Source organism: Enterococcus sp. AZ194 (assembly GCF_051713825.1).
Lineage (GTDB): Bacteria > Bacillota > Bacilli > Lactobacillales > Enterococcaceae > Enterococcus_K.
Genome location: NZ_JBIOQR010000001.1, coordinates 727,861 through 744,831 on the forward strand (window position 1 = coordinate 727,861; position 16,971 = coordinate 744,831).

Sequence of the window (16,971 nt, forward strand, 5' to 3'; positions counted from 1 at the left end):
ATAAAATGACGACAACCAATGCAACACATTCGCACACTCATGAGCACGGGAAAGGCTGTTCTCATAATCATTCACATGAACATAGTCATGGGAATTTACCAATTGTTTTATACGGCGTCGGGTTAGTTTTTTATTTCATCGCATTACTGTTTATTCAAAATGAGTTTATAGAAAACAGTTTGTATGTACTAGCGATTCTGACTGCAGGTTACCATGTAATTGTCGAAGGGATTAGTGAAACAATCACCGATACAATCAATCAAAAGAAATTCTTACCGAATGTGCATATTTTGATGACTTTAGCAGCTGCTGGTGCGTCCGCAATTGGCGATTTTGATGAGGGTGCGTTGCTTATTTTGATTTTCGCTGGTGCTCATTTCCTTGAAGAGTATGCAGAAGGGAAAAGTAAACGTGAAATTACAAAGCTTCTAAAACTAAACCCAACAGAAGCTCGTTTGATTCAGTCAGATGGACAGACGAAGTTGGTGGATGTGTCTACCTTGAAGATTGGTGATGAATTGAAGGTTTTACCTGGAGATCAAATCCCAACTGATGGGATCATTCTTTCAGGAGGGACAGCGGTTGATGAATCATCTATCACTGGTGAAAGCATGCCAAAAGAAAAACAACTGATGGACGAAGTTTTTGGAAGTACGATGAACGGAACAGGAACCTTTACGATGCGTGTGACTAAAGACAGTAAGGACACCGTTTTTTCAAAAATTGTTGAAATGGTCAGTCAAGCGCAATCAAATATGTCCAAAACAGCGACAAAAATTAAGCAATTAGAACCAATTTATGTAACAGTTGTATTAATTATTGTGCCTCTCTTTATTCTTTTGGCACCGTCTGTGTTTGGTTGGAGCTGGCAAGTGAGTATCTATCGTGGCATGGTGTTACTAATCTCAGCATCTCCTTGTGCGTTGGCTGCTAGTGCGGTTCCGGCAACTTTATCTGGCATTTCCAACTTAGCCAAACGTGGTGTGTTATTCAAAGGGGGTAGTTATCTATCGAATTTAGCGACGATTAAAGCGGTTGCGTTTGATAAAACAGGAACCTTAACAGAAGGTAAGCCCTCCGTTACAGATACGTATTTTGTAGATGAAACACAAAAAGCTGAGTGGATAAATCTGATTGTTCATATGGAAAAGGAATCAAACCATCCATTGGCCAATGCTATTTTAGAAGCGTTTGATCAAACGGACGACTTAGAATTAGCAGTGACTAATGAGATTGGGAAAGGGTTAGTAACAGTCTATAAAGGCGCTCATTATCGATTAGGAAAAATCGAAAATACAGAGGCGTTATCAGAGACTGTCCAAGAAAAAAATATTGCTTGGATGAAAGAAGGAAAGACCGTCGTTTGTCTCACGAAAGATAACGAACTCGTGGGGATGATTGCCTTAATGGATGTGCCAAACCAAGCGGCAGCTGGCGTGATTGAGTATTTGCGTAGTCAAGGAATCCAGACCACCATGATTACGGGTGATGCAAAAGTAACGGGAGAAGCTGTTGCTAAAAGGTTGCAGATTGACTCAGTCAAAGCGAATGTGTTGCCTGAGAACAAATCAATGATCATAAGTGATTTACAAAAAACAACTGGCCCGACAGTTATGCTAGGCGATGGAATTAATGATGCACCTGCGCTTGTTCAAGCAGATATCGGGTTTGCGATGGGCGATGGAACAGATATTGCGATTGATATAGCAGATGCGGTTATCATGAAAAATGATTTAACCAAATTTAAATATGCACATCAAGTGTCTAAAAAATTGGCGACAGTTGTTTGGCAAAATATTTTCTTCTCTATGTTTATTGTTGTTCTGCTTGTTGTGTTAAATATTCTTGGGAAAATGGACATTGGTCTTGGTGTCTTAGCCCATGAAGGAAGTACGTTACTTGTTATTTTGAATGGATTACGTTTACTTTTGCCAGTAAGAGAACGGTAAAAAGTGAAGAGGATTGTGTGAGCAAAAGAGAGAGTAGGGCGTAACTAGAAGGTTATGTTCTACTCTTATTTTGTGTGGGAATTTATTGGAGTCGGCAGAATTCAGCGTCAAGTCGAGTCTTTCGAAAACTTTTAGAGTATTATTCATGAATAAAGGGATTGACAACGATTTTAGTACAGTGTACTATTTGAGTATAGTACACTGTACTAAAAATGAAGGGAGAGAAACTCATGGAGAAACGAATTAGACCTGCAGCACAAAATATTGGCCGGATTTTAGGTGGAGGAATGGCATCAGAGGATTTTATCAAGCTGATGAATGCGACAGAAGGAAATATTGAGGATTTTACGAAACTAACGTTTGAAGAGGCCGCTGATTTTGTCAACACCTGTGAAGAATTAGGCGATAGAGCTGTCGAATATGCGACCAATAATCAAAAGTTAGGCAGAATGGTTACCGCAAGTCAGTATTTCTTTAATGCTTCTTGTCTTTACCGACTTGGTGACTATGGAATTAGAGGGATTACCGATGAAAAACATCGCGTTTACTCGAAGCTATTAAGTAGCTTCAGACAAAGTAAAGAGCTTTCGGTGACGGAGGCTAGTGAATTCGTTGAAATCCCGTTTGAAGGAAAAATGATGCCAGGTTATTTATTAATTCCTCATGATGCACCTGCTGATGTTCCAGTGGTGATCTGTATTCCTGGTGCAACGGGGTATAAGGAGGAAAACTATAATATTGCTTATTCCATCTATGAACGAGGGTGTGCGGCATTGATTTTTGATGGACCAGGGCAAGGAGATCCTCTGTTAAACCAAGCGATGTTTTTAACTGCAGATAACTATGATCGGGCAGTCAAAGCAGTGATCAATTTTATCAAAGAAGACCCCCGACTAGGTGACAAGATTGGCCTCAGTGGAATGAGTTATGGAGGCTACCTTGCAACAAGTGCGGCAGCTGCCAATGCAAAAGATATTTCAGCAATGGTCTGTAGAGGCGGTTGCTCACAAACGGATCAGTTAACTATGCATGAATGGGAAGGAATCGACCATTTTTACCTTCGTCATTTTATGCCAAAATTTAATACAACTGACTTAGAAGAAGCGAAAAAAATTAGTCGTGAACTGAATGTCGAACCACGGTTAAATCAGGTGACTTGTTCGGTTTTGGTGGTTCACTCTGAAGAAGATTTAGTGCTAGGTGTTGAAGGGGCAAAAACGATTTATCAAAAATGTGCGAGTGCCGACAAAGAATATTATGAAGTTCCTGGAAATGTTCATTGCGGCAATAATGAAGATCAAAAAACAAGAGCTTATGCGGCAGACTGGATTGTAAGTAGGTTGATGAACTAAACCAACATGTCTCTCTGCTTGTTTGACAACTTGTAGGCTGTCACTTACCTGTCTTCTAGTCTATAGCTAAAAATAGTTGCTTTTTTTGAGTCAATAAATCAAGAAAGTATTTATTTCTCTAGCTCGTTTTTATTATATAATAGAATCAAAGAGGTATATTAAAGATGAGTGGAATGATAAGCGCATGACGAATACAAGACAAAAAATTATAGAGGTAGCAGAAAAACTATTTAATGAGTTTGGTTATGATAAGGTATCTTTGAGAACCATAGCGGCAGAAGCGAACACAACAATTGGCAATTTAACTTATTATTTTAAACAAAAAGAGGAGTTGCTAATTGCGATTTTGGATGATTTACATACTACGTTTCCTTTAAATTTAGTGGAAAATCTAAAAGGAATCGCTTTGTTGGAAAATTTGCTTGATGCATTTGTTACAGCGCAAGTCAACGAATCAAAAAATAGTTTTTACTATCAAAATTTATACGAGATTACGAAGGATTCTGACTATATTTCAGACAAAACAAAACAATTTCAAAAGCATTTGTATGATCGAGTGTTAAAACGAATGGAGGATATGCAGCAAGAAGGATTGTTAAAACCATCCATTACAATGCCCGAGATGACGAGTTTTTCCTATACCTTTGTTAGTTTATCAACGGTTTGGTTACAACAAAATGCCCCTTACAATAATGATTTGTTGCCCAAATACCAGATTACTGAAGTACTTTGTAGCTTACTTGGCTTGTATATTAGTGAAGAGACCCAGTTTGACTATCGAGAGTTGTGTCATTCAAGAGGAATTGCGGTAGAATAGTCGTCAATTACGGCTTGAAATGATTGTCTTTTGCAAACAGAACAACCACTGTAACGAGCCTCATGTGACTCAGTGGTTGTTTTGTTTGTTTTGAGGTGGTTATGTATTACAGAAAAGAGCCTATAAAATGCGTGTATACTTGTGGTTGGCTGAAACTTCTTTGTTTTAAGAAGATTTCTTAGTCAAAAATTGAGAAGTTATTGCATATAGGTGAAGAATCGGGTATAGTATGTAGCGAATCTTTCGTGAAGAAAAGGGGTAACAACATTGGATAAACAATCCATTTATGGCTTAACAAATGAAGAATTAGTCGCTTGGTTTCTTGAAAATGGGGAGAAAAAATTTCGAGCAACACAGGTTTGGGCATGGCTTTATGAAAAACGCGTGCGTGAGTTTTCTGAGATGACCAACTTATCCAAAGACTTGATTAATAAATTGGAAGAAAATTTTGTGATCAATCCATTAAAACAAATGGTTGTACAAGAGGCGAAGGATGGGACCGTCAAGTATCTATTTGAATTGCCTGATAAAAATATGATTGAAACAGTTTTGATGCGCCAAGAATATGGTCTTTCTGTGTGTGTAACGACACAGGTTGGTTGTAATATTGGCTGTACCTTTTGTGCAAGTGGGCTACTTAAAAAACAACGTGATTTAACGGCCGGTGAAATCGTAGCACAAATTATGTTAGTCCAACATTACTTTGATGAACGTGGGCTAGACGAACGAGTGTCTCACGTAGTGGTGATGGGGATTGGTGAACCATTTGATAACTATGATAACGTAATGAGCTTTTTGCGGATTATTAATGATGCAAAAGGTCTGGCGATTGGCGCTCGTCATATCACGGTTTCAACGAGTGGTTTGGCAAACAAAATTAAAGAGTTTGCTGAAAACGGCCTGCAGGTTAATCTGGCTATTTCATTACATGCACCAAATAATGACGTGCGTACATCAATCATGCGAATTAACCGTAGCTTCCCAATTGAAAAATTAATGGAAGCGGTGGATGAATATATTGAGAAAACGAATCGTCGAATTACGTTTGAATATATTATGTTAAACGGAGTGAATGATCGTCCGGAACACGCAAAACAGCTTGCAGATCTATTAAAAAATAAGAAAAAATTATCTTACGTGAATTTGATTCCCTATAATCCAGTGAGTGAACATGACCAGTATTCTCGTAGTGATAAGGCAGATGTCCTAAAATTTTACGATATCCTAAAGAAAAACGGCGTAAACTGTGTCATTCGTAAAGAACATGGAACAGATATCGATGCGGCTTGCGGACAATTGCGTAGTAAACAAATGAAGAAACAAAAAGAAGCAACTAAATAGTTTAACTAAGAACTGATAAGAAGAGGGGAAACCTTGTTTTATCAGTTTTTTTGATTCCTCAAAATTAGTAGATAAACAAGGAACTGGCTTTTTTTATCAGTTAAACCCTATTATTTCTTTTTTTATGAGTAGACTGGTACAATGGAGCAATAAATTGGTAAATGGAGGTCAACAGCAGATGATAATCACAGAATTTGATTGGGAAAGTGTGGCTTTGAGAAGTCAACTGGCAGACTTACTGGCTTTGACTTGGCCCAAGGAATATGGAGAAACAGCAACAGCAGAAGTGACGGAACTACTTTCTGAGAATCGAATTGCGGTTGTCGCGTTAGAAGATGATCGATTGATTGGATTTGTCGGGGCGATTCCACAATATGGCAAGACGGGATGGGAGATGCATCCGCTAGTAGTTACTTCCACACAGAGGGGCAATCGAATTGGTGAGCGTCTGGTTCGATATTTAGAAAAAGAAGTGGCCTCAATGGGTGGCTTGACCATCTATCTAGGAACAGATGATGAAAATTTCCAAACCTCACTTAGTGAAGGGGACTTGTTTGAGAATCCTCTTGAAAAAATCCAACAGATAAAAAATAAAAAGAATCATCCATTTGAATTTTATCAAAAACAAGGGTATCAGATTGTTGGCGTTTTTCCAGACGTGAATGGTTGGAATAAGCCGGATATTTGGATGGCTAAATCGGTGGGAAAGAGAGACACTAAGCACGCGAGTTAATGGGTGCCGATGAAGAAATAAAAATAGGAAGACGGTTGAAGAGGCTGAGGTGGGGACAGAAATGTTTAACTCCGAGAAATAAGATGGAGTTGCTTCTGCACCCACCGTTTATTCGGATAAAAAGAGGCTGGGACAAACACCCATGAGGGTTATCACCCTCACCAAACAGAATGAAAACGAAAATGATCGACCTACAAATGATTTCCTGTCATAATATAATTGACAGGAGTGGCTTGTAGGTCGATCACTTATTGAGGTTCTGCTCCAAGTAACCTTGAGGGACAAACTAGATCATTCTACTTATTTGCACCAATCATTAGGTCATAGAACCTGCGTATAAAAATAAATTGTTTCTATAAGTAGAATAGCCTCTTCTGGATAATTTTTCAAGGAGGAAGGTAAAATGGAAGATGTATTTCATTCTTGTTGTGCTGGATTAGATATTCATCAAAAAGTTATTGTTGCTTGTGTTCTTCGTTCTACTGAAGGAAAAAAACGCCCAGAAAAAGCCTTTGGTAGTTTTGAAACAACGACTCGTGGTCTGTTTGAACTCTCTGATTGGTTGGCTTCTTATGAAGTGACTCATATTAGTATGGAAAGTACGGGTGTCTATTGGAAATGTGTGTGGCGCATTTTACAAAATCAGTTTGAATTACAACTAGCTAACCCTCGGCATATCAAAAACATTCCAGGGAAAAAAACAGATATGAAAGATGCTGAATGGATTGCTCGGTTGACTCGATTAGGTGTCGTTCCTACGAGTTTTGTGCCACCCGAACCCATTCAAGAATTGAGAGACTTAACTCGTTATCGCAAACATTTAGTTGAAGACTTGAATCGAGAAAAAAATCGTGGGCATATGGTCTTACAAAATGCTGGAATCAAATTGACCTCAGTGATGAAAGATATTTATGGGAAATCTGGTCGCGCCTTGCTTTATGTCTTAATTGAAAATAAAACAATCACAGAGTCACTCATTCTCAAATCTGTTTATACAACGCTACGCAGAAAAGTTCCTCAATTAATGGACGCCTTAGAAGGATTTATGAATCCTCATTATCGTAAAATGTTGGCTCTTCATCTCACTCAAATTGAGTGTTTAGAAAAACAAATTCAGGAAGTCGAAGAAACAATTAACGACTATCTTACACCTTATGAAGAATACGTGGAACGGTTAGAGGAAATACCGGGAATCAATCGAAGAACTGCCGCAGTTGTACTGGCAGAGATTGGGATAGATATGTCTGTTTTCCCTACTTCTGGACATTTAGCTTCATGGGCGGGAGCGAGTCCGGGAAATAATCAAAGTGCCGGAAAAACGCGAAGTAAACGGGTAAGAAAAGGAAATTCTTATCTAAAGAAAGTCTTAGCGCAAGGTGCTTTAGCTGTTTCAAAGGGGAAAAAGAACCGAATTCAAGCATTTTTCTTTCGAGTAAGAAGAAATGCCGGTCACAAAAAAGCGGTCGTTGCGACAGTTCATTTATTACTACGTATTATTTATCGGATGTTTTCCGATCAGTCCCGCTATAAAGAACTTGGAGAAACGTATTTACAAAATAGAGAGAACCCTCTAACGGCTACCTCCTAGAGTGTTCTAGACCAATTTAGCTAACTACGCTTTTAGTAGGAGGTAGCTTTTTTTTGTTTTTTTACAGATTTAGTTTTCGTATAAAAACTTTATAAGTCTGTCCCCACCTCAGCCTCCTTCAATCGTTTTTGTTTGAGATAAGCGAGACCACCTTTAGTATAAACGAGCTTAGAGTGACCATTATAAAAAAATTATATGGGGTGTTGACAATAGGGGAAAGTTTCGTTATTATAAATACAGATGTTATGCAACGGTTGTTTTAAAACGGACGAAATCGAAAAGAGGATTGGAAAAATATGCCACCAAAACAAAAATTTAGTAGAGAAGAAATTGTCGCTTCAGCGGTTAAGATTTTAAGACAAGATGGTCTTTCGGGGATTACCGCTCGTGCTTTAGCTGAAGAATTGGGAAGCTCCCCGAGGCCCATTTTTACAGTTTTTCATACCATGGAAGAAGTCCAAGACAGTGCAATTGAATATGCAAAAAATCTTTACAATGGGTATGTCTCTGAAGCTTTAGAACAAGATTTGGCATTTAAAGCAGTTGGTGAAGCTTACATTCGATTTGCTAGTGAAGAGCCGAAAATGTTTCAGCTATTATTCATGTCAGAAAAAAACTTGGAAAATAGTTTTGTGAGCATTTTATCTTCCATTGATGAAAATAGTCAGAAGATTTTACAATCAATTTCTGAAAGTTATGGATTTTCAGATGAAAAAGCCTACCGACTATATATGATCTTATGGGTGTTTACTCACGGGATTGCAACACTGTACGCGACAGGTGTTCATGCATTTGAGCCGACAGAAGTTGGAGGAATGATGGCAGATGTTTTTTTAGGAGCTGTGCATCAAATTAAATAAAGAGAAGGTTGGGGAGAATTAATGATTAATGCAAAAAATATACACAAGTCTTTTAGTACAGGTGAACAATTAACGAAAGTGGTAAAGGATGTCTCATTAACCATTTCAAAAGGAACATTCACCGTTATTTTAGGCCCTTCCGGTTCAGGAAAATCGACCTTATTAAATTTATTATCTGGATTAGAACAGATTGATGAAGGGCGTTTGTCTGTAGGAAGCCAAGATTTGTCAAAGATGAGCGAAAAAGAACGAACGCTTTTCCGAAAAGAAACGACAGGTTTTGTTTTTCAACAATATTATTTACTGCCAGAGTTAACTGTTGAGATGAATATCAAAATGGGTGCGGAGCTTGCCAATAATAAAGAGTATCTCAATATAGTAGAGGCAGTCGGCTTAAAAGACAAATTAAAAAAATATCCTAGTGCACTCAGCGGTGGAGAACAACAGAGAGTTTCAATTGCTAGAGCTTTAGCTAAAAAACCAGAAATCTTATTTTTAGATGAACCAACAGGGGCGTTAGATGAAACAACTGGGCGAAGCGTGTTGGATTACCTTGCTAAGCTTCAAGAAGAAATGAATTTAACGATGATTATGGTCACACATAATTTGAATATCGCGGAAATGGCTGATACGGTAGTTGAAGTGAATAGCGGAGAGATTAAGACTATTACACAGAATTCAACGAAAAAAAATGCGTACGAAATTGGGTGGTAAGATGATTCAAAAGAAAACTCTAAAAAAATTATTTGCTGTATCATTAATTATTTTTTGTGCAGTGTTTGTCTGCACCTTATTTATTAGCTATCGGATTGATTCTGGCATTAATTTAGAAAATATTAAAGATTCGAGGCTTGTCACCTTATATGAAGCACAGATAGCAGTTGCTGATATGATTTGTTGGACAAGCGGTATCTGCTTATCTTTGACCTCCATGATTATGCTAGCCTTTTATGTGAAGCAGTATATTGATACACATCAGAAATATTTAGGAATGATGAAAGCTTTAGGGTATAGTACATTTAAAATTGCTAAACAGTTTTGGTTTTTCAGTATCAGTGTTCTTTTTGGGAGTAGCTTTGGTTTTCTAGTGGCGTACTTATTTTTACCTCAGTTTTATAAAGTGATGAATGCAGAAATTAGTGAACTGATTGAATTTACACCAACCTTACATATTGCAGTTCCAGTATTTCTAATTCTAGTGCCAACAGTCGTTTTCGGCTTATTTTCAGTTGTTTATGCAAGTTTCAAGCTACAAAAAACAACGATGCAATTACTTAAGGAGATGCCCAAACAAATTAAACATAAACGAGTCCGCTTGAAAGAGCGTTCATTTTTAACTGAATTAAAAAGAACAATGTTAGCTTCTAGAAAAAGTCTTGTGTTTTTTATTGGGTTTAGTGCTTTCTGCTTTGCAACAATGATTCAGATGACTTTGAATATGCGTGATATGATGGATGAGTTATTTGCAATACTTATCTTAGGGATTGGACTGATTCTTTCTTTAGTTATTCTATTTATCTCTGTTGCGACGGTTGTTGAAGGACGAGCGAAAGATATTTCTATTATGAAAGTCATGGGATATAGCAATACGACTTGTCGTAAGGCCGTGTTAGATGGGTATCGTCCAATCGCGTGGGCTGGTTTTCTAATCGGAACAGTGTATCAGTTTGTTCTCATTAAGCTGATGACAGGATTATTTGCGACGTCAATTGAGGATTTTCCAGAAGTCGCCTTTGATGTAGGCGCCTGTGTAGTAACATTAGTTGCTTTCCTAGCAATTTATGAAACATACATGTATCTGTATGCCAAAAAAATTGAATCAATATCAGTAAAATCTGTGATGCTTGTGTAAAGAATAGGAGTTGGTTACAAAAAATCGCTCCTCTTTATTCAGTCAAAAATAGAGCAGTCATCCGAAAAGGGATGGCTGCTCTTATTTTGACTGTAATGTTAAAAGAGTTCTTCTTATAAATAGGTGTTTTTTCCTTCAGTAACTTCAGGCTTTAGCTGATAAATCTTGGAAGGACGACCGATGCCAACTGGTCGCTCACCAATTTCATCGAAGTATTGAAGCATGGCTTTCTTAAAGTTTGAGTGGTCGATTGAATGAAAATCAATGCCCAGAAACTTAGCGAAAACCTTTCGTGCTTCTGTAATGGTGAAATCTTTTCCTAATACTTGAAGGACTTGAGGTTCATGTTCCATTTTATCGGACACACGATTAAAGGCTTTTAAGATAATCTCACTGTGGTCAAAGGCTAACGTGTCTTTCCCAGTAGATAGACCTGTTTTTAAATCTAAAATAATCTCCACGTCGCCGCTTGTTAAATGAATTTGGTTAGCTTGACGCTCCATAGAAAACCAACGAACTTCTTTGGCGTCGTCACCTGCGATTAAAGGTTCTTCCCCAATAAAGGCTAAATAACTGACCGTTACGACCCAGCCTCGTGGATCGCGGTTAGGCGTACTAAACGAGTGTAGCTGTTCAATATTTTCTTTTGAAATGACGACACCTGTTTCTTCAGTTGTTTCTCGAAGAACACTTTCACCTGTCGATTCGTTTCGTTGAACGAACCCACCAGGAAGGGCCCAAGAGTTGCGGTAAGGATGGCCTTTTCTTTTGATTAATAGGATTTTTAATTGATCTTCTTCCTTGTTGTAACACATCAAAACGATATCGACGGTTAAAGAAGGTTTCTCATATTCAGGTAATTCTTGTTTGTGGTACCATTCTAGGAATTCAGCTTCACTGGCTGTTTGTTCAAAGTAAAGCTTTTCTTCTGATTTAGAACGAAATTCCAATCTGGAACACCTCTCATTCATTAATTTGTACAGAATACATTCATTGTATCATGCGTTGTAAAAAAACCAAGCATTAAAGTAGCATATTTAGAAATAAAACCTAATAGATGCTAGAAAAAATGTTGGGTAAGAGTAAATTAAATAGGAAAAATAATAGGTAGGCGGGTACCACTTTTGTTTCTTTTTTTTGTAAAGTGTACAGCCCCGCTAAAATAACGGCACAGTAGAGTAACCAGCGAAAGATTCGAAGTGAGGTTAAAAAGACTGTGAGCTGTTCTTGACCTGAAAAATAAGCATACATCTGCGGATAAAAAAAGCAGAGCCCTAGATGAATTAGAGAAAAAAAGGCGATACAGCCAAGTAAAAGCATTGTTTTTTTCTTCATAGAGATAGATCCTCCTGTTAACGTTCCAAATAAAATTGGCCTATTTATCTATTATACCATGAGAATATTTTTCTTGAGAAACTATTTGAGCAGACGCTGGGAATCAAGTATAGTTAATACAAGCAAAAAAACAGGAGGAAAACGCATGACATATCGTACGGAAAAAGATTCGATGGGAGAAATTCAAGTGCCAATAGAGGCTCTCTGGGGTCCCCAAACGCAAAGAAGTAAAGAAAATTTTGTGATTGGTCAAGAAAAAATGCCAATAGCGTTGATTGAAGCCTTAGTTTTGGTCAAACAAACTGCCGCTGTGGCGAACCAAGAAGTAGAAAAATTATCTCTTGAAAAAAGTCAGGCGATTTATGAAGCGGCACAAAAATTATTAGATCATCCAGAAACGCTAATGACTCATTTTCCGTTGTCTGTTTGGCAAACCGGAAGTGGCACGCAAACCAATATGAATGCTAATGAAGTGATTGCTCATCATGCGGGTCAAAAGCTAGCGATTCACCCAAATGATGACGTGAACTGTTCGCAAAGTTCAAACGATGTCTTTCCGACAGCAATTCAGATTGCGGCTGTGACATCAGTGACGAACCGTTTGTTACCAACGATTGAGCGAGTGAGTGAACAATTGGAGAAGCTAGAGGAGACTTATCAAAAAACCATCAAAATAGGTCGAACACATTTGCAAGATGCGACGCCGATTACATTTGCCCAAGAAGTTAGTGGGTGGCGAGCAAGCTTACAGCATACAAAACAAATGATTGAGCTAACCTTGACTGAAGTGAAGCAACTACCGATTGGTGGGACAGCTGTAGGAACCGGGTTAAATGCGTCTTCTTCGTATGTTTCTGCGTTTATGCAACAGTTAAACAAAAAGACGGGTCTTGAATTTGTCGAGTTAGACAATAAGTTTTATGGCTTAGCGAATAAAGATGCGCTTGTATTTTTGAGTGGCGCCTTAAAAGCTTTAGCGGCCAATAGCATGAAGATGGCTAATGATGTTCGTTGGTTGGCGAGTGGCCCAAGAAGTGGCTTTGGCGAGATTACCTTACCTGCCAATGAACCAGGAAGCTCAATCATGCCAGGCAAGGTCAATCCTACGCAATGTGAAGCACTGACAATGGTTGCGGTCCAAGTTATGGGAAATGATACGGCTATTGGGATTGCTGCTTCTCAAGGGAATTTTGAGCTGAATGTGTATATGCCACTGCTGGCATATAATTTGTTACAAAGTATTGAGCTACTGACAGATAGTTTGGCTTCATTTGAAGAGAAATGTCTGCGTGGTTTGACAGTTAATGAAGAAAAGATGGCCGAGTACGTGAATCAATCCTTGATGTTAGTGACGGCTCTAAATGCACACATTGGGTATGACAAAGGGGCTGAAATCGCCAAACACGCATTTAACGAGAAATTGACATTAAAACAAGCGTCCTTAGATTTAGGATATGTGACAGAAAAAGAATATGATAGTTGGGTAAAACCAGAACGAATGTTGGGTGAAAACGCCTAATTTGCTGAGGATATTCGTTTCAAATGTTGTATAAATTAAGAAAAATGACGAAATAAAATAAAAATTTATGGTATACTAGCAAGGAAACGAATTCGCAGATTGCGATAAAGGAGGATAAATCAAATATGGCTGAAAAAGGAACTTTTTATATTACTACGCCAATTTATTACCCAAGCGGCAAACTGCATATTGGGAATTCTTATACAACGATTGCCTGTGATGCAGTGGCCCGTTACAAACGATTAATGGGGTTTGATGTGTTTTATTTAACTGGGGTTGATGAACACGGACAAAAAATTGAAACGAAAGCGGAATCACTAGGGGTCAAACCACAAGAGTACGTGGATAAAATGGCGGCCGATGTGAAGAAGTTATGGAAAACATTAGATATTAGTTATGACAAATTTATTCGTACAACGGATGACTATCATAAAGAAGCGGTTCAAAAAATCTTTAATCGTTTGCTAGAACAAGGGGACATCTATCTAGGCGAGTACGAAGGTTGGTATTCTGTTTCTGATGAGGAATTTTTCACGGAAACTCAGCTTGCTGAAGTATACAGAGATGAAGATGGCAAGGTCATCGGCGGAAGAGCGCCAAGTGGTCATGAAGTAGAATTAGTGAAAGAAGAATCTTATTTCTTCCGGATGAGCAAATATGCAGATCGTTTGCTTGATTATTACAATGAGCATCCAGAATTTATTCAACCTGAGTCACGCAAAAATGAAATGATTAATAATTTCATTAAGCCAGGCTTAGAAGATTTGGCCGTTTCAAGAACGACCTTTAGCTGGGGAATTCCAGTAACCAACGATCCAAAACACGTGGTTTACGTTTGGATTGACGCCTTATCTAATTATATTACAGCGTTAGGTTATGGCTCTGATGATGATACGTTATTCCAAAAATATTGGCCTGCAGATGTTCAAATGGTCGGAAAAGAAATCGTTCGTTTCCACACGATTTATTGGCCAATTATGTTGATGGCGTTAGATGTCCCATTACCGAAGAAAATTTATGGACATGGCTGGTTATTGATGAAAGACGGCAAAATGTCTAAATCAAAAGGGAATACGGTCTATCCTGAGATGCTTGTTGAGCGTTATGGCTTGGATGCGTTACGTTATTATTTATTACGTGCGGTTCCATTTGGTAGCGATGGAATCTTTACACCAGAAGATTTTGCCGCTCGTGTAAACTATGATTTGGCGAACGACTTAGGGAACTTATTGAACCGAACTGTTGCGATGATCAACAAGTATTGTGATGGTTATGTGCCTAAATATGCTTCATTAGTGACACCGTTTGATAGCGAGTTATCTACAACGGCAGCCAATGTGGTTGGTCGTTATCATGAAGCAATGGATAAAATGGAGTTTAGTATTGCTTTATCTGAGATTTGGAATCTAGTTTCTCGTGCCAATAAATACATTGATGAAACTCAGCCTTGGGTTCTTGCAAAAGAGGAAGAGAAAAAGAATGAGTTGGACAGTGTGATGATTCATTTGGCAGAAAGTTTGCGAATTGTCGCAATTCTTTTACAGCCAATCATGACAGAAACGCCAGCCAAAATCTTCAATCAACTAGGCTTAAACCCAGAAGAAATGAGTCTTCAAGGGTTACACTTTGGGGAATTCCCTAGTGATACAAAAGTGACAGCAAAAGGAACACCAATCTTCCCTCGACTTGAATTAGAAACGGAGGTTGCCTATATCCAAAAGAAAATGGCTGAAGGTGCGGGCAACTCAGTAGCACAAGTCAAGTGGGATCCAGAAGAAACCGAATTAGTTTCTGTAAAAGAAAAAGAAATTAAATACGAAGACTTCGATAAGGTTGAATTGAAGGTGGCAGAGGTTATGGACTGTCAAAAAGTGAAAGGCGCAGATAAGTTACTTCAATTCCGATTGGATGCGGGTGATAATCAAGACCGCCAAATTTTGTCAGGAGTAGCAGAATTTTATCCAGACCCAAGTGCCTTAATTGGGAAAAAAGTTGTCATCGTGGCGAACTTAAAACCACGTAAGATGCGTGGTCAAATTAGTCAAGGAATGATTCTTTCAGCAGAGTCTGCAGAAGGGAAACTTGAAATCGTGGACGCACCAAAAGGGATGCCAAACGGTTCAATCATTGCTTAGATTAACGATAGAGTAATTAAAAAGCTGAGTCCCAAATGAAGGGACTCAGCTTTTTTTGAGTAGAGAACTATTTTTTGCTTTTCAGAGGGAGAGTTTATTCTTTAAAGAGTAACTTGATTCCAACCGCTGAAATAATTAGAGCCATTGCTGTAAAACGAATCGTGTTAACTAACCCTGTTGGATCAATTTCCTCACTATCTGGGAATATCATTCTAGGTAAAACAAGTAAAATAATCAACGAAATAATGATAAGAGTAGCCCCATACTTTTTCATGATTGCCTCCATTACAAATAGTTTAGCTCTGTAGACTAACACTCATGTCTTTGATATCAGGATGTTACTCATTTTTATTTTCGTCAGTACCCTTTAAATATATAGTTTTCTCTTTCCAATCAATAGTGAGAGCAATAGCCCATGATAATTCTTGTATTTCAAAACTAGTATTAGATATTATAAATGAGCATAAAGCGCCACTATCATTCTGATCTCTGATGACAAACTCATGACAATTTTCACTGTTTATAAATAATTTGATTTTCATTTCATCATCAGAAGAGAGAGTCCAATCGTATTTTAATTTCATAATAAAAATTCCTTTCAATTTAACTAATCTCCCGTGATTCTACCATCACCATCTACTGTTCCAACTCTCTTGCCATCTCTGTTCAATTTGTAACGTCCTTTATGAGTTGTTTTGTCTTTTTGAATGTCATATCGGCCATTTCTGATATTTTTGAACCTTTTACTTGATTTCCCATCAGTATTTCTAGGTGGCTTACCGTATTTATCTCTGAAATCCCCAATCACAACATTACCATTTCCATCTAAGATTTTATTTGAAATCTTGAATTTATAAGCAATATAGTCTTTTTTTGAAACGGATTTTTGATAATTATAAGTCGTAGTTGATTTCTTTTTAGGTCTTGTTCGAGCGTTAACGTGTTTTCTAACTTTAGTGTAAGCCCAATGACCAGATTTTATAACAGCTCTGCCAAATATATAGCTTCCATAAGCAGCAGCTACTGTAGCTGTTGCCACCACTGCTACTTGACCAACCCCAGGCACTGCATAAATCCAAGTTGTAGCATAACCAATTGCAGGGATGTAAAAAGCTCTAGTTTGAGGATTTGGGTTTTCAGTTAATTTAATTTCGACTTCAGTAGGATCTTCCATGGTTTCCAAAATTTTATCAAATTCGTCTGGAGTATAGAATTTTCCATCAATCAAGACTCCATCATCAGTAAATTCAATATTTTTATCTTCAACTACTTGTTCAGAAATAAAGTCAGTAATCGAGTCAATATTAAGATTTTCATCTAGGATTACGGGAAAGTTAGCATGTTCTTGTATATCTTCTAGATATACTTCTTCTACTTCTTTTTGTGATTCAAGTTCATTAGCATAAGTAAATACAGGGATACTTGCTGAGCTAAGCATACTCAGGCTGAGTAATAATATTGCCCTTTTAAATAATTTCTTTTTCATTTAA

At 37.9% G+C, this 16,971-nt stretch carries 16 protein-coding genes; 11 read left to right on the forward strand and 5 right to left on the reverse strand.

Going from position 1 to position 16,971, the window contains the following annotated elements; translation table 11 throughout:
• The first annotated feature begins 5 nt into the window (after positions 1-5).
• From IGI37_RS03485 to IGI37_RS03525, 9 genes are all read left to right on the forward strand, one after another.
• A complete protein-coding gene (locus tag IGI37_RS03485; RefSeq protein WP_438760030.1) occupies positions 6-1,949 on the forward strand; it encodes a heavy metal translocating P-type ATPase in 1,944 nt (647 codons plus the stop codon).
• Positions 1,950-2,179: 230 nt separating this feature from the next.
• Complete coding sequence (locus tag IGI37_RS03490; RefSeq protein ID WP_438760031.1) at positions 2,180-3,301, forward strand: alpha/beta hydrolase family protein; 1,122 nt, start codon at positions 2,180-2,182, stop codon at positions 3,299-3,301.
• A 184-nt stretch (positions 3,302-3,485) separates the two neighbouring features.
• On the forward strand, positions 3,486-4,118 hold the full coding sequence (locus tag IGI37_RS03495) for a TetR/AcrR family transcriptional regulator (RefSeq protein WP_438760032.1): 633 nt from the start codon (positions 3,486-3,488) through the stop codon (positions 4,116-4,118).
• A gap of 267 nt (positions 4,119-4,385) precedes the next feature.
• Positions 4,386-5,459 carry a 23S rRNA (adenine(2503)-C(2))-methyltransferase RlmN gene (rlmN, locus tag IGI37_RS03500; protein ID WP_438760033.1) on the forward strand — a complete coding sequence of 358 codons (1,074 nt, stop codon included), beginning with the start codon at positions 4,386-4,388 and terminating at the stop codon, positions 5,457-5,459.
• A 178-nt stretch (positions 5,460-5,637) separates the two neighbouring features.
• Positions 5,638-6,192 (forward strand): aminoglycoside N-acetyltransferase AAC(6')-Ii, encoded by a 555-nt coding sequence (aac(6'), locus tag IGI37_RS03505; protein WP_438760034.1) that lies wholly within the window; start codon positions 5,638-5,640, stop codon positions 6,190-6,192.
• Between the two features lie 403 nt (positions 6,193-6,595).
• Positions 6,596-7,780 carry an IS110 family transposase gene (locus IGI37_RS03510; RefSeq protein ID WP_438760035.1) on the forward strand — a complete coding sequence of 395 codons (1,185 nt, stop codon included), beginning with the start codon at positions 6,596-6,598 and terminating at the stop codon, positions 7,778-7,780.
• A gap of 296 nt (positions 7,781-8,076) precedes the next feature.
• Entirely contained in the window at positions 8,077-8,640 is a 564-nt protein-coding gene (locus IGI37_RS03515) for a TetR/AcrR family transcriptional regulator (RefSeq protein ID WP_438760037.1), read from the forward strand.
• Positions 8,641-8,661: 21 nt separating this feature from the next.
• Positions 8,662-9,354 (forward strand): ABC transporter ATP-binding protein, encoded by a 693-nt coding sequence (locus IGI37_RS03520; protein ID WP_438760038.1) that lies wholly within the window; start codon positions 8,662-8,664, stop codon positions 9,352-9,354.
• A gap of 1 nt (position 9,355) precedes the next feature.
• Positions 9,356-10,492, forward strand: coding sequence for an FtsX-like permease family protein (locus IGI37_RS03525; protein ID WP_438760039.1), 1,137 nt, complete (start codon positions 9,356-9,358; stop codon positions 10,490-10,492).
• Between the two features lie 113 nt (positions 10,493-10,605).
• On the opposite strand, the gene IGI37_RS03530 is transcribed toward IGI37_RS03525, so the two are convergent.
• Together IGI37_RS03530 and IGI37_RS03535 are read right to left on the reverse strand one after the other, a co-directional pair.
• Positions 10,606-11,442, reverse strand: coding sequence for an NUDIX domain-containing protein (locus IGI37_RS03530; RefSeq protein ID WP_438760040.1), 837 nt, complete (start codon positions 11,440-11,442; stop codon positions 10,606-10,608).
• A gap of 100 nt (positions 11,443-11,542) precedes the next feature.
• On the reverse strand, positions 11,543-11,827 hold the full coding sequence (locus IGI37_RS03535; RefSeq protein ID WP_438760041.1) for a hypothetical protein: 285 nt from the start codon (positions 11,825-11,827) through the stop codon (positions 11,543-11,545).
• Between the two features lie 145 nt (positions 11,828-11,972).
• Here IGI37_RS03535 and IGI37_RS03540 point away from each other — a divergent pair, with 145 nt between their 5' ends.
• Positions 11,973-13,346 carry a class II fumarate hydratase gene (locus IGI37_RS03540; protein ID WP_438760042.1) on the forward strand — a complete coding sequence of 458 codons (1,374 nt, stop codon included), beginning with the start codon at positions 11,973-11,975 and terminating at the stop codon, positions 13,344-13,346.
• A 104-nt stretch (positions 13,347-13,450) separates the two neighbouring features.
• Entirely contained in the window at positions 13,451-15,481 is a 2,031-nt protein-coding gene (gene metG, locus IGI37_RS03545; RefSeq protein ID WP_438763573.1) for a methionine--tRNA ligase, read from the forward strand.
• Positions 15,482-15,575: 94 nt separating this feature from the next.
• On the opposite strand, the gene IGI37_RS03550 is transcribed toward metG, so the two are convergent.
• From IGI37_RS03550 to IGI37_RS03560, 3 genes are all read right to left on the reverse strand, one after another.
• Positions 15,576-15,755 carry a hypothetical protein gene (locus IGI37_RS03550; RefSeq protein WP_438760043.1) on the reverse strand — a complete coding sequence of 60 codons (180 nt, stop codon included), beginning with the start codon at positions 15,753-15,755 and terminating at the stop codon, positions 15,576-15,578.
• A gap of 64 nt (positions 15,756-15,819) precedes the next feature.
• The gene (locus tag IGI37_RS03555) at positions 15,820-16,083 is read right to left on the reverse strand and encodes a hypothetical protein (protein WP_438760044.1); all 264 of its coding nucleotides are present in this window, start codon (positions 16,081-16,083) and stop codon (positions 15,820-15,822) included.
• 5 nt (positions 16,084-16,088) lie between these two features.
• Positions 16,089-16,967: a hypothetical protein gene (locus IGI37_RS03560; RefSeq protein ID WP_438760045.1), complete on the reverse strand. Its 879-nt coding sequence runs from the start codon at positions 16,965-16,967 to the stop codon at positions 16,089-16,091.
• Positions 16,968-16,971: the final 4 nt, after the last annotated feature.

What these genes read in the sequence shown, in the direction of transcription:
- IGI37_RS03485 (WP_438760030.1), top strand. Translation starts at nt 6, where the DNA reads ATGACGACAACCAATGCAACACATTCGCACACTCATGAGCACGGGAAA.
- IGI37_RS03535 (WP_438760041.1), bottom strand. Translation starts at nt 11,827, where the DNA reads ATGAAGAAAAAAACAATGCTTTTACTTGGCTGTATCGCCTTTTTTTCT.
- IGI37_RS03515 (WP_438760037.1), top strand. Translation starts at nt 8,077, where the DNA reads ATGCCACCAAAACAAAAATTTAGTAGAGAAGAAATTGTCGCTTCAGCG.
- IGI37_RS03560 (WP_438760045.1), bottom strand. Translation starts at nt 16,967, where the DNA reads ATGAAAAAGAAATTATTTAAAAGGGCAATATTATTACTCAGCCTGAGT.
- IGI37_RS03510 (WP_438760035.1), top strand. Translation starts at nt 6,596, where the DNA reads ATGGAAGATGTATTTCATTCTTGTTGTGCTGGATTAGATATTCATCAA.
- IGI37_RS03540 (WP_438760042.1), top strand. Translation starts at nt 11,973, where the DNA reads ATGACATATCGTACGGAAAAAGATTCGATGGGAGAAATTCAAGTGCCA.
- IGI37_RS03490 (WP_438760031.1), top strand. Translation starts at nt 2,180, where the DNA reads ATGGAGAAACGAATTAGACCTGCAGCACAAAATATTGGCCGGATTTTA.
- IGI37_RS03525 (WP_438760039.1), top strand. Translation starts at nt 9,356, where the DNA reads ATGATTCAAAAGAAAACTCTAAAAAAATTATTTGCTGTATCATTAATT.
- IGI37_RS03520 (WP_438760038.1), top strand. Translation starts at nt 8,662, where the DNA reads ATGATTAATGCAAAAAATATACACAAGTCTTTTAGTACAGGTGAACAA.
- IGI37_RS03550 (WP_438760043.1), bottom strand. Translation starts at nt 15,755, where the DNA reads ATGAAAAAGTATGGGGCTACTCTTATCATTATTTCGTTGATTATTTTA.
- IGI37_RS03495 (WP_438760032.1), top strand. Translation starts at nt 3,486, where the DNA reads ATGACGAATACAAGACAAAAAATTATAGAGGTAGCAGAAAAACTATTT.